This window comes from Streptomyces sp. AJS327 (assembly GCF_013450295.1).
Classification (GTDB): domain Bacteria; phylum Actinomycetota; class Actinomycetes; order Streptomycetales; family Streptomycetaceae; genus Streptomyces.
The window spans coordinates 1,037,075-1,050,944 of sequence record NZ_SKBR01000003.1; the positions used below are offsets into that span (position 1 = coordinate 1,037,075).

11 protein-coding genes and 1 tRNA gene are annotated in these 13,870 nt (G+C 73.7%); 5 read left to right on the forward strand and 7 right to left on the reverse strand.

Annotation, left to right across the window (positions count from 1 at the left end; genetic code table 11):
• Positions 1 to 118: 118 nt before the first annotated feature.
• From E0L36_RS21540 to E0L36_RS21550, 3 genes are all read left to right on the forward strand, one after another.
• Complete coding sequence (locus tag E0L36_RS21540; protein ID WP_180930749.1) at positions 119 to 1,450, forward strand: hypothetical protein; 1,332 nt, start codon at positions 119 to 121, stop codon at positions 1,448 to 1,450.
• Between the two features lie 181 nt (positions 1,451 to 1,631).
• Positions 1,632 to 1,705 (forward strand) — tRNA-Ala (locus tag E0L36_RS21545).
• 719 nt (positions 1,706 to 2,424) lie between these two features.
• Positions 2,425 to 3,651, forward strand: a complete 1,227-nt coding sequence (locus E0L36_RS21550) for an aromatic acid exporter family protein (protein WP_180930905.1) — start codon at positions 2,425 to 2,427, stop codon at positions 3,649 to 3,651.
• Between the two features lie 135 nt (positions 3,652 to 3,786).
• On the opposite strand, the gene E0L36_RS21555 is transcribed toward E0L36_RS21550, so the two are convergent.
• From E0L36_RS21555 to E0L36_RS21575, 5 genes are all read right to left on the reverse strand, one after another.
• Complete coding sequence (locus E0L36_RS21555; protein WP_308416864.1) at positions 3,787 to 4,512, reverse strand: GNAT family N-acetyltransferase; 726 nt, start codon at positions 4,510 to 4,512, stop codon at positions 3,787 to 3,789.
• A 101-nt stretch (positions 4,513 to 4,613) separates the two neighbouring features.
• On the reverse strand, positions 4,614 to 5,444 hold the full coding sequence (locus tag E0L36_RS21560) for an SAM-dependent methyltransferase (protein ID WP_180930750.1): 831 nt from the start codon (positions 5,442 to 5,444) through the stop codon (positions 4,614 to 4,616).
• Positions 5,445 to 5,616: 172 nt separating this feature from the next.
• Positions 5,617 to 6,456 carry a carbohydrate ABC transporter permease gene (locus E0L36_RS21565; RefSeq protein WP_180930751.1) on the reverse strand — a complete coding sequence of 280 codons (840 nt, stop codon included), beginning with the start codon at positions 6,454 to 6,456 and terminating at the stop codon, positions 5,617 to 5,619.
• A complete protein-coding gene (locus E0L36_RS21570) occupies positions 6,453 to 7,331 on the reverse strand; it encodes a carbohydrate ABC transporter permease (RefSeq protein WP_180930752.1) in 879 nt (292 codons plus the stop codon). The genes E0L36_RS21565 and E0L36_RS21570 overlap by 4 nt, the downstream gene beginning before the upstream one ends.
• Before the next feature lie 135 nt (positions 7,332 to 7,466).
• Positions 7,467 to 8,831 carry an ABC transporter substrate-binding protein gene (locus E0L36_RS21575; protein WP_180930753.1) on the reverse strand — a complete coding sequence of 455 codons (1,365 nt, stop codon included), beginning with the start codon at positions 8,829 to 8,831 and terminating at the stop codon, positions 7,467 to 7,469.
• A gap of 1,178 nt (positions 8,832 to 10,009) precedes the next feature.
• Between E0L36_RS21575 and E0L36_RS21580 the strand changes: the two genes are divergently transcribed.
• Both E0L36_RS21580 and E0L36_RS21585 read left to right on the forward strand, forming a co-directional pair.
• Positions 10,010 to 10,219: a hypothetical protein gene (locus E0L36_RS21580; RefSeq protein ID WP_180930754.1), complete on the forward strand. Its 210-nt coding sequence runs from the start codon at positions 10,010 to 10,012 to the stop codon at positions 10,217 to 10,219.
• A 304-nt stretch (positions 10,220 to 10,523) separates the two neighbouring features.
• Entirely contained in the window at positions 10,524 to 11,537 is a 1,014-nt protein-coding gene (locus tag E0L36_RS21585) for a phosphotransferase (RefSeq protein WP_180930755.1), read from the forward strand.
• Positions 11,538 to 11,723: 186 nt separating this feature from the next.
• On the opposite strand, the gene E0L36_RS21590 is transcribed toward E0L36_RS21585, so the two are convergent.
• Positions 11,724 to 12,764, reverse strand: coding sequence for a sulfite exporter TauE/SafE family protein (locus E0L36_RS21590; protein ID WP_180930756.1), 1,041 nt, complete (start codon positions 12,762 to 12,764; stop codon positions 11,724 to 11,726).
• Between the two features lie 525 nt (positions 12,765 to 13,289).
• Complete coding sequence (locus E0L36_RS21595) at positions 13,290 to 13,748, reverse strand: Rrf2 family transcriptional regulator (RefSeq protein WP_180930757.1); 459 nt, start codon at positions 13,746 to 13,748, stop codon at positions 13,290 to 13,292.
• Between the last annotated feature and the right edge of the window lie 122 nt (positions 13,749 to 13,870).

Sequence of the window (13,870 nt, forward strand, 5' to 3'; positions counted from 1 at the left end):
ACAACTGCCGCCATCGAGCGGTCCGATCACAAAAAAAGTTCGAGGGATCAGGCAGATCGTGCGACACACCACTCAATTTGGCCGTTGGGCCCAACCAATCCCCTCTACCGTGTGAGGGGTGAGCAGCAGTGGCCTCATCTACGCAGTCATCGTCGGGGCCTGGGCCGCCTACCTGGTACCCATGTGGCTCCGTCGGCAGGACGAGCTGAACGAGGCCCGTCCGACGGAACGCTTCAGCACCGCCATCCGGCTGCTGTCGGGCAAGGCGGCCATGGAGCGGCGCTACGCGAAGGACGCCGGGCGGCGCGACACCGATACGGGCGTGGTCCCCGTCGCCGACGACGCGTACCCGAGCGTCCCGGACGCCACTCCCGAGCGGGAGGATGTCGACGTCCGGGCCTTCGCCGATCCCAGAACCCTCGCCGCCGCCGACCCGGACGGCTCCGCGCAGGCGCGCGCCAGCGTCGACGGGCCCGAGCCCGAGGCGCCGGGGACCCCCGTCCGGGAGCGTCCGGCGGCGCGCGCCGGGCGGGACGGCTCAGCGGAACGCCCCGCCCAGGCCGGGCGCGGCGGCGCGGAGACCGGGCGTACCGCGCGCTCCGGGCGTACCGCCGCGGCCGGGAAGCGGGCCAAGGTCCTCGCCAGACGCCGACGGACCACGATGGCGCTGTTCCTCGCGTTCACCGCGGGCTCGATCGTGGCCGCCGTCGGCGGACTCGCGTTCCTCTGGGCGCCCGGCGTGCCCGCGGCGCTCCTGAGCCTGTACATCTGCCACCTCAGGGCGCAGGAGCGGCGCCGGTTCACCGTCACGATGGACCGCCGCGAGGCGGAGGCCGCCGCCCGGCGGCTCCACGAGCGCCGTCCGCGCGACCGCGCCCCCTCGCCGCGCGGCGCGGCGAGCGCTGAGCGGGCTTCCACCGGCGAGACCTCTTCCCGGCACGCCCGGGCGCGCCAGGAGCGCGGGGACGGGGGTGACGACGCTGAGGGGGACGACCCTCCCGACGCGACGCCCGAGGGGCCAGAGCCCTCCGGGCACCCGCACTCCGGGTCCGAGCGCGACGTGCGCCCGGTGGCCGCCGACCGTCGCGCCCTGGTCGAGCAGACCGACCACGCCGAGTGGGTGGACCAGCAACGTGGACGGGACCGCGACCCGGCCGAGACGGAGGGGTGGGACCCGGTTCCGGTACCGCTCCCCACCTACGTCAGCGCCCCGGTGGCGCCGCGCGCCAATCGGGGTGTGGACCTGGACGCTCCGGACACCTGGAGTTCCGCCCGGTCCAGCAGCGCCGGGGGCGCCCCACGGCAGCCCGACGTACCGCGGGGCCAGTCGGAACAGCGGGCCAGCTCTCCGGGGGCCACCCCGCACCCGCGGTCGGCGCCGCCGGACCGGGGCCGGACCCCGCTCTTCGACCAGTACGACGACTCGCACCGGCCCGCGGCCAACGAGTAGGCCCCAGGGGCGCGCGCCGTGGTCGGCCCGCGGCTCTGGCTCCGCGCCCCGCGCTCGTCGTACTCCGGGTGCTCCCGGGTGTTCGGGATGCTCGGTGAGGTGCCGGTGCGCCCGCTGTGACCAGCCAGAAAGCGGATTTCCTCACCACGCTCTGGGGATGCTAGAGTTTCGTTCGTCGCAAGGGCCTGTGGCGCAGTCCGGTAGCGCATCTCGTTCGCAACGAGAGGGTCAGGGGTTCAAATCCCCTCAGGTCCACAGACGTCAGAACCCCTGTCGGAGTCACCCGGCGGGGGTTCTTCGCGTTGTTGGGCGGTGCGCCGTCGCTCACGACGAGGGTCGGGTCACTCTCGGTCTTCACCCCCGACGGCCTTGGTGCCCACTGTTCGGCACGTTCTCCGATCCGGCGCCGCGACCACGGCCGCTGTCGGCCTCGGCGGCCTCTCCTTCGCGTCCGGCGCCTCCGTGCGGCCGCGGCGCACCGGCGAACTCCGTGTGCACACGGTCCTCTTCGACGGGGTCGAGGAGCTGGACTTCGCGGGTCCCGCCGAGGTTCTGGGGGGTACGAACGCCGGGGCACGGTCTGGCGAGCCGCTACCGAGTGACGGCCGGTCCCGCGCCACGGCTTCCCGGCCCGCCGTAGGTCCGTGACGGACGGGAGTTCGCGACGGCCGGGGTTCGTGAACGTCCGTGTGGGCCCCGGGGTTGGGTGCCGCCGGTACCCAGCCCCGGGGACGCGCGCTGGGCGAAGGGCGCTCCGGCGCGGACGGGCTTCTGTCGCGGGGGTACGTCGGCGTCGGGGCGGTCGGCCGTGCGGGGTGGGGGTCGGCGAGGGGGCGCGTCGTCCTCGTGACGCGCGTGCCGATACGCGGTGTCTCCCGCGCCACGTGCCAGCGTGGCCTCCCGCTAGGCGGGTGGTCGCCCCAGGTGAACGGCCGCCCGCGCCGTGCCGTGGGAAGTGAGACAGCGTGAACGCGGTGGACGTGGTGCGAGAGGCGCCGGACTATCTCCGGAAGCGGGTGGCCGAGTGGCGGCGCAACCAGGCCGTCGCGCAGACCGTGCGCGCCACGACGGCGGCGACCCTCGCCTACGTGGTCGCCCTCCAGCTCAGCCCGGAGGCGGCCCCGCTGACCGCCCCGTTGACGGCGCTGCTGGTCGTGCAGGTCACCCTGTTCGCGACGTTGAAGATGGGGTTCCGGCGGGTGAACTCGGTCGTGGTCGGGGTGCTGATCTCGGTCGGCTTCGGCTCGCTCGTCGGACTGCACTGGTGGAGCCTCGGCCTGGTCATCCTGGCGGCGCTGATCGCGGGGCGGCTGGTGCGGGCGAACGAGTTCGTCAACGAGGTGGCGATCAGCGCCATGCTCATCCTGGGCGTGGCCGGTAACACCGAGGACGCCTGGGCCCGTGTGGTGGACACCCTGATCGGCGCGGTGGTCGGCCTCGCGTTCAACCTGTTCTTCGCGCCGCCCCTGTGGGTGGAGACCGCCCGCGAGTCGATGGAGGACCTGGCGCGCCGGATGCGGCGTCTGCTCGTGGAGACCGCGGGCGCGCTGGGCACGCCCGCCCCGGTCGGGCGGACGGCGGCGCGGCTGGAGGAGGCGCGCCGGCTGGACCTGGAGATCGCCGAGGTCGACGTCCTGCTCCAGCAGGCCGAGGAGAGCCTGCGGCTCAACCCGAGGGTGCGGGAGGCGCAGCTGTCCCGTGCGGTGCTGCGCACCGGGCTGGACACGCTGGAGGTGTGCGCGGTGATCCTCCGGGTGCTCGTCCGGTCGCTGCGTGACCTCTCCCAGAAGCGCGACGAGGACGAGCCGCTCATCCCGCAGTGGATCGAGCCCGACCTGGAGTCGATGTTCGCGCATGTGGGAGGGGCGCTGGTGAGCTTCTCGGTGCTGGTCACCACGGATGCCAGCGGCGACGCCGAGCAGGCGGAGGAGCGGTTGAGCACCGAGCTGGAGTCCGCGCGGGCCACCCGGGACCGGGTGGCCCAGCTGTTGCTGGAGAAGGTGCAGGAGGACCCGGAGCAGTGGCAGCACTTCGGGGCCCTGCTCGCACAGATCGACCGGGTGCTGGACGAGCTGAAGCCGGAGAACCGCAGCCAGCGGCTGCTGGACGAGCTGGACCGGAACACACGGGAACTGCGGGAACGCTTCCCCCGCCTCAGTAAGCTGCGGCAGCGCTTCAGCCGCCGGGAGCGTCCCGCCTGACGGCCCGCCAGCCAGCCGTGGGCGGGGGACGCGGAGGACGCTCGGCGCTGGACGTGCTCGGCGGTGGAACGCGTCGTCGGGGGAGGGGCCCGGTGGCGGGCGGGGTGTGGGGTTCCGCCGTCCGTGCGGCGGTGGTCAGCGGGCGGGGCGGGGTGGTTCGGGCAGGCGCCAGATCTCCTCACCGTCGTGCGTGCCGCCGGTCGGGCGGAGGCCCACGGCGGAGGCGACGCCCGCGGAGGCGTGGTGCGCTGGGTGGACGTGCGCGACGATCCGCGTGATCCCGTGCCGCCGCAGCCAGCCGACGAGCCCGTGCGCGGCCTCGGTGGCGAAGCCACGCCGCTGCCATTCCGCGCCGACCACCCACGCGATCTCCGCGCTCGCCGCCGCCACGTTCGCCGTGCCCGCCGTGACCTCCGGGTTCGTACCGACGACGGCGGTGACCGCACCGGCTGCCCCCGCCCCGCGCGGGTGGGGCGTGCCGTGCGCGCCGCCGGTGTTCTCCGCGCCGTCCGTCTGGTGTGGCGGGGCGGGGTGGACGACGGTGGCCTGCACTGTTCCGGCGAGGCGGCGGGTCGACCGGACGTGGATCACCCAGTTGTGCCAGCCGACCCCCGGATCCGGGCCGCCCGCGACGAGCCGTTCGTAGCGCGCGCGGAGGTCGTGGACGCCGGGTGGGCCGCCGCCGGTGAAGGTGTACAGCTCCGGAGCGGACAGCACCCGCGCCATCTCCTCGGCGTGCGTGACGCGCAGCGGTAGCAGCACGAGCCGGTCCGTCCCGATCCGCTCGGTGGCGAACCGCCCGGTGACGGTACGGACGGCCGGTTCCGCGCCGTTCGTTCCGGCGGCTGGTGTCTCGCGCACGGGCGGTGCCCCCTTCTGACAGTCGGGCGCGGCGTACGCCGTGCGGGAAGGGGCGGCCGCCCGGTGGTGGGTGTGGGGAGAGGGGTGGTGGCTGGCGGGGGTCAGGGTTTGAGGGCCACGCCGCCCCAGACGCCGACCTCGGTGGAGGCCACCATGCCGGGCAGTTGGGCCATGCCGTCGGACTCCAGCTCGGGCCGCCAGTCGCAGGTGGCGACGACGCCGGGGGGGACGGTGCGCAGGTCCGCGAAGAACCGCTCGACCTCGCTCTTGGGGCGGGGGCGGCAGATCATGCCGCGTGCGGTGTAGGTGTCGGCCAGCAGTTGCATGTCCGGGTCGAGGTCGCAGGTGGCGTGGGTGAGGGCGAGGGCGCTGCCGGAGGGCAGCGGGTCCAGCAGGGTGCGGGTGAGGGCGTGCGGGTCGGACTCGTCGTCCACGAAGTGCAGCACGGCGATCAGCGAGAGCGCGACGGGCTGGGTGAAGTCGACTATGCGCTGGGCGTGTTCGAGGATGCTCGCGGGTTCGCGCACGTCGGCTGGGACGTAGGCGGTGGCGCCCTCCTCGGTGCCGTTGAGCAGGGCACGGGCGTAGGTGAGCACGATCGGGTCGTTGTCGGTGTAGACGACGCGCGCGTCCGGGAGTTCGTGCTGCGCGACCTGGTGGAGGTTGGGTTCGGTGGGGACGCCGGTGCCGATGTCGATGAACTGCCGGATGCCGTGCTCGCGGGCGAGGTAGCGCACGGCCCGGTGCATGAAGGCGCGGTTCTGCCGGGCGGCGACCATCGCGTTCGGATAGACCTGGAGGGAGGCGGCGGCGGCCTGCCGGTCCACGGCGTAGTTGGTCTTGCCGCCGAGGAAGTAGTCGTAGAGGCGCGCCGGATGGGGGCGCTGTAAGCCCAGGTCGCCGGGGTTCGGCGGGGTGCTCTGGTCAGTCATGGTCACTCCGGCCTTCGGGTTCTGGTGACGCGTCACTCTGCTCCGCTCCAGCCTAGGCGGCCAGGGGTGGGGCGATGGGGTTTCCGCGGTGCGGGCACTTCTCGGGGGCATGTGCCGGAAGCCGGGCCGCGCGAGCAAGCCCGGGCGGGGGTGGGGTGGGGACGGACGTGGTTCAGCCCTTGGTGGCGCCCTGGAGGAGACCGGCGACGAAGCTGCGCTGGAAGAGCAGGTAGAGCAGCACGATCGGCAGCATGACGATGATGGTGCCCGCCGCCAAGGTGGGCACGTCGGTGCTGTTCTGGCCGACGAAGAAGCCCAGTCCGGCGGGGGCGGTGCGCATGTCGGCGTTCTGGATGAGCACCAGCACCAGCAGGAACTGGTTCCAGGACCACATGAACACCAGCACGCCGAGGGTGGTCAGGGATGGGCGTGCCAGCGGCAGCAGCACCCGGAACAGGATGGTGGCGGAGGAGGCTCCGTCGACCCGCGCGGCCTCGGTGAGGGAGCGGGGCGTGGTGCGGAAGTGGGTGCGCATCCAGAACACGCTGAACGGCAGGAACAGCGCGATCTCCACCAGGATCACGCCGAGGTGGGAGTCGGTCAGTCCCACCTGGCGCAGGTCGAAGTAGAGGGGGACGACGACGAGTTCGACGGGGATGGTGAGCCCGGCGATGAAGAAGGCGGTGACGGCGTTGGCGCGCGGCAGGTCCATGGTGCCCAGCGCGTATCCGGCGAGGCCGGACAGCAGCAGGGTGGCGGGGACGACCCCGGCGGCGATGACGAGGCTGGAGCGGATCAGGTCGGAGAAGCCCGCCACGGTCCACGCCTGCCGGTAGTTGTCCAGACTCCATCGCTCGGGCCAGGCGAGGCCGGTGACCGGTTCGCCCGCCGGTTGCATCGAGGCGAGGAAGACGCTGAGGAACGGGATGGCGACGGCCATCGCGAGCACGGTGAGCAGCGCGTATCCGGACCACTTCTCGGTCGTGGTCGCTGCCGTGGAGCCGGTGTTCATGTCGCGGACCTCGACAGACGGTTGATGACGTAGACGAGTACGAGGATCAGTCCGCTCAGCACGGTGGCGAGCGCCGCCGCGAGGCCCACCTGCGCGTCGGAGAAGGCCAGGCGGTAGACGAGCAGGCTGGGCACGGTGGTCTGTTCGCCGGGCCCGCCGTTGGTGGTCACGTAGACGATGTCGAAGCTGGCCAGCGCGGCGACGGTGGTGACGGTCAGGGCGACGGCGATCTCGCCGCGCAGCTGCGGCAGGGCGACGGAGCGGAACTCCCGTACCGGGCCCGCGCCGTCCAGCCGCGCCGCCTCGTACAGGCTCGGGTCGACCTTCGCCACACCGCTGAGGAAGAGCATCACGCACAGTCCGCTGAGCACCCAGGCGCCGACCAGGCCGACGGCGACCAGCGCGCTGTCGAAGTCGCCCAGCCAGGCCCGGGTCAGGCCGTCCAGGCCGACGGCCCGGAACGTCTGGTTGACCAGCCCGTCCTCGCCGTAGAGCCAGCGCCAGGTCACGCCGACGGCGACGAGCGGCACCACGTGCGGCAGCATGAACAGCAGCCGGAACGCGCCCATTCCGGGGCGGCGGTAGCGCGCCAGCAGGGCTGTCAGGACGAGGCCCGCCAGGATCGGCAGGACGGAGAAGAAGACCACCAGCACGAGTGCGTTGACCACCGACCGGCGCAGCACCGAGTCGGTCAGCACCGTGCGGTAGTTGTCGAGTCCGGCCCAGCCGCCGAGCGTCACCCCGTCCCAGTCGAAGAGGGACAGGTAGACGGTGTGCAGCGCGGGCAGCACCGCGAAGGTCACGTACACCAGGAGCGCGGGCAGGACGTACAGGTAGCCGCGCAGGCGCCGCCGCCGGGTGGTCAGCCGCGCCATCGCGGTCCCTCCCCGGGCGCGCCGGAACCCCGGGCGGCGGTGGGTGACGCGCTTCGAGGCTCCGGGAGCCGGAGGTGCCGCCCGGGGCTGGCGGGATGGTCGGCGCCCGGCAGGGGAGCGGGTGAACCGCCGTACTCAGCCGTGCTGTTCATGCCAGACCTCCTGAAGCGACGCGAGGTAGCCGGACGGTGAGACGCGGTCCGCGATGAGCTTCTGCACGCCCGCGCGGAGCGGGTCGAGCATCCCGGGCGCGGTGAAGTCGGGGAAGTGGTTGATTCCGTGGTCGGCGGTGACCCGCCGGTGGCCACGGGCCACGTCGCCGAGCAGACCCGTGGGCGTGGGCACCGCCCGGGGGTCCGGGGGCAGGAAGCCGTGCTCGCTGACGATCCGGGCGGCGCGCGGCGAGGTCAGGAACTCCAGGAACGCCCCGGCGGCCTCCGGGTGTTCGGTGCGCGAGGAGACGGCGTAGGAGACGCTGAAGCCGGAGGCCATCGCCCGGTCCCCGCGCCGCACCCCCGGCATGGCGAAGAACCCGCTCTTCTCGCCCAGGCTGCCCGCGAGTTGACCGGCGGCCCAGTTGCCGTTGACGAGGAAGACGCTCTTCCCCTCGGCGAACCGCGCGGTGGAGTCGACCTGTCCCATGCCGTTCGCCGACTCGTCGAGGTACCCGGCCCGGGCCCACCGGGTGACCAGCGCGCTGGCCTTCCGCGCCGCCGCCGTCTCGACGGTGGCCCCGGGACGGCCGCTCACCCAGTCCCGGTAGTCGCCGGGCGGCATCAGCACGTTCAGCAGCGCCGCCCACAGGTGGAGTCCGCCGGAGTCGAGCGCGCCCACGCTCAGCGGCGTCATCCCGGCGCGTCGGGCGGTGGCGAGCTGCTTCTCGAACTCGCGGAGGGTGCGCGGGGGTTGGCGGATGCCCGCGCGGGACGCCAGCTCCTTGTTGTAGTAGACGCCGGTCATGGACAGCCCGGCGGGCAGCCCGTACAGCGGTCCGGCTCCCGCTCCCCTCCGGTCGCCGCCGCTGAGCTGGTCCAGGCTGACGGCCGGAACGTCGCGCCGCCAGCCGTACGCCTTCCGGTAGCGGGCGAGGTCGAGGAGGTGTCCGTCGGCGGCGAGGTCGTCCATGCCCACGGCGTACTGCGCGAGGTCCGGCGCGGTGTCCGACACCATGGTGAGCCTGAGGTTCTTCACGTAGTCGGAGAACTGGGTGTAGCGCGGCTCGACGGTGACCCGGGGGTGCCGCTTCTCGAACGCCGCGACCAGCGCCTCGACCATCTCCGGCGCGTCCGCGAAGTGCAGCCGCAGGGTGATGTCCTCGTCCGGCAGCGCCGTGCTGGTGGGCACGGCCCGCGGCCGGTCACCGGCGTGGCGCGCGCTGCCCGGGGTCAGCGCCCCGCAGGCGGTCAGCAGCGTGGCGAGCAGCAGCGCGCAGAGGCTCGTATGGCGACGCCGCCGCCTTCGGGGGCGTGTGCGCTCCGGCCCGGTCACCTTCCTCGGCATGAGCACCCTCCTGCGACGCGATGTGGCGATCGGGACACGGTGATACCGGCGGTGGCGCGGGGCCGGTGGCTCAGCACCCGCGGGACGTGGCGCCGGGCGCGCGGGGACCCACCGGGCGGAACGGAGTGGCGGTCCACGCCTTTCGGCTCAACCGCCGCCATCCGAGGGCCCGTTCCCGGGTGCGCGGCCACGCCGCGCGCCGGACGGGAGGCGGCGCGGTGGACCGCGCGGCGCCACGGTCACGGGGTTTCCGGCAGCGGGCGGCGCGGTGACAGCCGTACCGGGGGCGGGCGTTCCGGAGCGGGAGGCTCCGCGTCCCGGGTCCCCGGCCTGGCGGCTCCTGGCCCGGGGGATCCTGACCTGGCGACTCTGGCCTGGGATTCCGGTGACGGGCGGTCCGGTCGTGGGAGCCCGGTGCGGTGGCGGGCGTCCGTGGTGGGTGAGCGGGGCGGCGTCCCGCTGTTGCGTCGCCGACGGCGCTGCCCGGGCCGGAGCCCCTGTCCCTCGCCGTGCCGATATGGACCGAATCCATCTGCGCCTCTCCGGTTGTCGCGCCGTCGGCGTGCCGGTGGGGCCGCGACCACCGACCGTGTGGTCGGCGGCCTGCGAAGTGCTGTGGACCGTACCAGGGGGCATCGCGCGCTCACCAGAGGTCTGCCGAGACCCCCGCCCCATCCGCCCCGGCCACCCCACCCGCCTCCGGCCGACCACCCCGTCCCGTCCCAGCCACCGTCCCCGGACGTCATCAGCCAACGCCGCCGTAGCCGCCGACGCCGCCGGGGCGGAGAACGGGTACGGCCGAGGCGTTCGTCACGCAACGTCACGACAGGTGGGGGTGGAGGGGGCGCCCCGCGCCGGTCCGGTCCGTGTGCGGGGGGTCGCGCGTCGCGTCGCTCGTTGTGGCCACCGGTGCCGCGCGGGCGCTGGGCCGGGTGGGTGTGACCGGTCGGGCCGCGCCCGACGAGCCTCGCGTCGTACCAGGCCACGCAGAACTCTTCGGCTGTGGAAGGGGTGTTGGGGAGGAGCCGGGAAGGGGGCCGGAGACGGTCGACGGGATGCTCCCGGCCATGGGAGTGACGCGCTCGCCGCGTGCTCGCGCCCTGCCCGAGGTGCGCCCCGGGAGGGGGTTATATGGAGGCGCGCAATTACCGCGCGCAACAATCAACAGGGAGTTCCACATGCGTATCTGGGCTACCGCCGCCGCGACGGTCCTGGCCTCCGCCGCCCTCTTCGGCATGGCTGGCACCGCCTCCGCCAACGACCGCAACGTCGTCGTCGGCAACGGCAACGCCATCACCAGCTTCGACGACAGCTTCAACACCGAGATCGAGGACAGCTTCAACCGCTACGACCTGGACTTCGACGTCACGGACGTGGACTTCGACTGAGCCGGGGCCACGCTGCCGCTGCACGAGCAGGGGTGTCACGGCCGGCCACCCGGTCCGGAGTTCGCTTCGGGCCGGGTGGCCTCGTGTGTGCGGGGCGGTGGGGGGCCGGACGGTGCGGCGTCGGCGGAGACGACGCGGACGGGGCCGAACAGGGGGACGGGGCGCGAGTGCGGGAAGCGGGGGCGACGGGGCGGGGAGCGGATCGGGCGGACGGGACGGGCGGCCGACGGACGGAGGGGCCGACGGGCGGGCCGCGCGCGGAACTCGGATGCGGCACCGTCCACCCGGTGGATACCGTCCCCGCATGCGCGACCGCCCCGAGAACTTGACAGACCATCAGCTGCTCGACGCCCTGCGGACGTTCGGGATCGAGGCCACCGATCCGCGCTACGCGCCGGTCGGTTTCGGCGACCACCACTGGACGGTGACCGACGCCGCGGGGAGCCGCTGGTTCCTGACCGTCGCGGACCTGGAGCACAAGGAGCACTGCGGGGTGGGCGCCGGTCCCGCCGAGCGGGGGCTCCGCTCCGCGATGCGCACCGCGGCGGCCCTGCGCGCCGAACGGGGGCTGGACTTCGTCGTCGCCCCGCTGGTCGCGCCGGACGGGGAGACCGTCCGGCCGCTCGACGCCCGCTACGCGCTCAGCGTCTTCCCCTGGACGGACGGCGACTCGGGAGAGTTCGGCGAGGCGTTCACGGAGGCCGAACGGCACACCGTCCTGGACCGGCTCGCGGAGCTGCACCGGGAACCGCCGCCCGCCGCGACTCCCGCCCTCGGCGCCGGGCTGCCCGCCCGGGAGGGGCTGGAGGCGGCCCTGCGGGAGACCGCCACCCCCTGGACGGGTGGCCCGTTCGCGGAGGGGACGCGCGGGCTGCTCGCCGAGCACGGCGGTGAACTCCGTCGGCGGCTGGACGAGTTGGACGCCTGGGTGGCCGGTGCCGAGGGAGCGGCGCGGGTCGTGACACACGGCGAACCGCACTCCGCGAACGTGCTGCGTCCCAGGGACGCGCCGGAGCGGCTGCTGCTCGTCGACTGGGACACGGTGGGGCTGGCGGTGCCGGAGCGGGACCTGTGGCACGTGGTGCGGGGGCCCGAGGACCTCGACCGGTACGCGCGGACGAGCGGCCGCACCCCCGACCCGGTGGCGCTCGCCGCCTACCGGCAGCGCTGGGACCTGGACGATCTCTCGGTCTACCTGGGTTGGTTCCGCGCTCCGCACCGCGCGACGGGGGACACCGAGGCGGCCTGGGAGGGCCTGGTGGAGATCGTCCGGCGGCTGGCCTCCGGCCCCGCCGTACCGTATCCGTCCGGTACCTGACACCTCTCCGGCGCCTGACACCCGTTGGGCACCTGATACCTGTCCGGCATCTGATACTCGTCCGGTGCGGGGGCCGGGCGGGGCCCGGTGTCGGGCCCCGCCGCCGTGCGCTGGGGCCGTACGTCTGGGTGTGGGGTTCGGGTGTGGGTGCCGGTCTGGGGAAGGGGCCGGTGGGGGCGGATGCTCCTAGTCGCGGTCGTGGCTCGGGGGGTTGGTGTCCGGCCGGGCCGTGGCGTCCCCGCGGGGTTCCCCGTCGGTGGGGGTGGGCTGGTGGCCGCCGGTGGTGACGCCGCTGGCCACGGTGGCCGGTTCGGGCGCCGGGTCGGCGGTGCCGCGCTGGGCCGGTACGGAGCGTTCGGTGGCCCGGTCCCGCAGGTGGGCGCGGATGGAGTAGGCGAGGGCCGCCGCCCAGAGCGCCCAGATCAGGACGTAGACGGTGGTGCGCGGTACCGCTCCGGCGTCGATCCAGTCACCGCGCAGCAGGGTGCGGCTGTTGGTCAGGATGATCAGCCCACCGACGGCGGAGCCGAGCACCCGGGGCGGCACGTGGCGCACCAGCCAGGCGGCGATCGGCGCCGCGATGACGCCGCCGACCAGCAGCGCGGCGGCCCAGGAGAGGTTGATGCCCTCGGAGCCGAGTCCGGCGAGGAAGCCGAGGCTGGCGGCGACGGTGACGAGGAACTCGCTGGTGTCGATGGAGCCGATGACCTTCCGCGGCTCCATCCGGCCGCTGGCGAGGATCGCCGGGGTGCCCACCGGCCCCCAGCCGCCCCCGCCGGTGGCGTCGACGAACCCGGCGAACAGGCCCAGCGGGGAGAGGAACCGGCTGCGCAGCGGCTTGCCGAGGTTGGCGGTGGGCAGCCCGTTGAGCGTGAACCGGCCGAGGACGTAGGCGCCGAGCGCGAGCAGGATGAGGGACATCACGGGTTCGGCCAGCTCCGTGGAGAGCCGGGAGAGGAAGGTGGCTCCGGCGAAGGCGCCGACGGCGCCGGGCACTCCGATACGGAGGACCACGCGCCAGTCGACGTTCCCGAAGCGCCAGTGGGAGACCCCGGACACCAGGGTCGTGCCGATCTCGGCGAGGTGGACGGTGGCGGAGGCGGCGGCCGGGTTGGTGCCGACGGCGAGCAGCAGCGTGGTGGACGTGACGCCGTACGCCATACCCAGACTGCCATCGACCAGTTGGGCCCCGAGCCCGGCGAGCGCCAGCAGGATCAACGTCCGCATACTGACATCTCCATTCCCTATGTTTCCTATGGTGTTACTAGGGAAGTGTGGCGTGATGTGGTTCTGCTGAGAAGAGGTGTCTCGCTTCGTGGACGAGAAGAGGGAAGCGTGCGGGATTCGGTGTCCGATCACCGGGTGGTCAGCCGCCGGTCAGCCGTCGCCACTTCGGCGGGGTGGCTCCACCCGTCTCTCCCGGGGTGGTCCGGCGGTCGAACTGTCCCCGCTGACCTGCTGGTTCGCTGGGGCATGTGAACCCGGCCGCGTGTGGCCGGGGTTGGGTCATCCTCCGGTGGCGCTGGGCGGTCCGTCGTCCGGAGCGGTCGCCCCGGTTCGTGGACGGCCCGTGATTCCGAATCGTGGACGCGGTGCTTCCGACTTGTGGACTGCGCGTCGAACCGGTGGGGTCGCACGCCCGCCGGACGCCCGCCGAGCAACGGTCGAACCGCGCCGTACGGGACATATGTCGCGGATCAGCGGGTGCCCGCGGGCACCCCTGCGGTGGGGCGTTGGGCGCGCCCGGTGCCGCTACGGGTTGGACCAGGACTCCGGGGCCTCCGCCAGCGAGTCCACCAGCGGCGGCAACTGGGCCGTCGCGACGTCCGCGAGGGTGACCTCGCCCAGGATCTGCCGGACGTTCGCCCGGACCGCGATCCACAGCGGTAGCAGCGACTCCGCGGGCCCGGTGTAGGACAGCTCGGGCGGGCGCGACCCCCGCACCGAGACCAGCGGGCCGTCCACCACCCGGATCACGTCGGCGATCGTGATCGAGTCCGCGGGGGCCGCGAGCCGGTAGCCTCCGTTGCCACCCCGCTGGCTGACGACGAGCTTGCCGCGCCGCATGTCGTTCAGGATGCCTTCGAGGAACTTGTGCGGGATGCCCTGCGCCGTCGCGATGGCTTCGGCCTTGACCGGACGTTCGTCGCCCGCGGCCGCCAGTTCGAGCGCGGCACGCACCGCGTAGTCCGCCTTCGCCGAGATCCGCATGTGTCCATTATCCGGCACCGTGCGCCAGGTCACGCCCACGGGTCGGGACGTGCGACGCCCGGCGCACCGGTCGGACGCGCGGGTCGGCACGCGGCGACCCGGCCGACCGCTCCGTGCCGCCG

Coding starts and splice junctions, on each gene's coding strand:
- E0L36_RS21560 (WP_180930750.1), bottom strand. CDS start 5,444: ATGACTGACCAGAGCACCCCGCCGAACCCCGGCGACCTGGGCTTACAG.
- E0L36_RS21565 (WP_180930751.1), bottom strand. CDS start 6,456: ATGAACACCGGCTCCACGGCAGCGACCACGACCGAGAAGTGGTCCGGA.
- E0L36_RS21570 (WP_180930752.1), bottom strand. CDS start 7,331: ATGGCGCGGCTGACCACCCGGCGGCGGCGCCTGCGCGGCTACCTGTAC.
- E0L36_RS21575 (WP_180930753.1), bottom strand. CDS start 8,831: ATGCCGAGGAAGGTGACCGGGCCGGAGCGCACACGCCCCCGAAGGCGG.
- E0L36_RS21580 (WP_180930754.1), top strand. CDS start 10,010: ATGCGTATCTGGGCTACCGCCGCCGCGACGGTCCTGGCCTCCGCCGCC.
- E0L36_RS21585 (WP_180930755.1), top strand. CDS start 10,524: ATGCGCGACCGCCCCGAGAACTTGACAGACCATCAGCTGCTCGACGCC.
- E0L36_RS21590 (WP_180930756.1), bottom strand. CDS start 12,764: ATGCGGACGTTGATCCTGCTGGCGCTCGCCGGGCTCGGGGCCCAACTG.
- E0L36_RS21595 (WP_180930757.1), bottom strand. CDS start 13,748: ATGCGGATCTCGGCGAAGGCGGACTACGCGGTGCGTGCCGCGCTCGAA.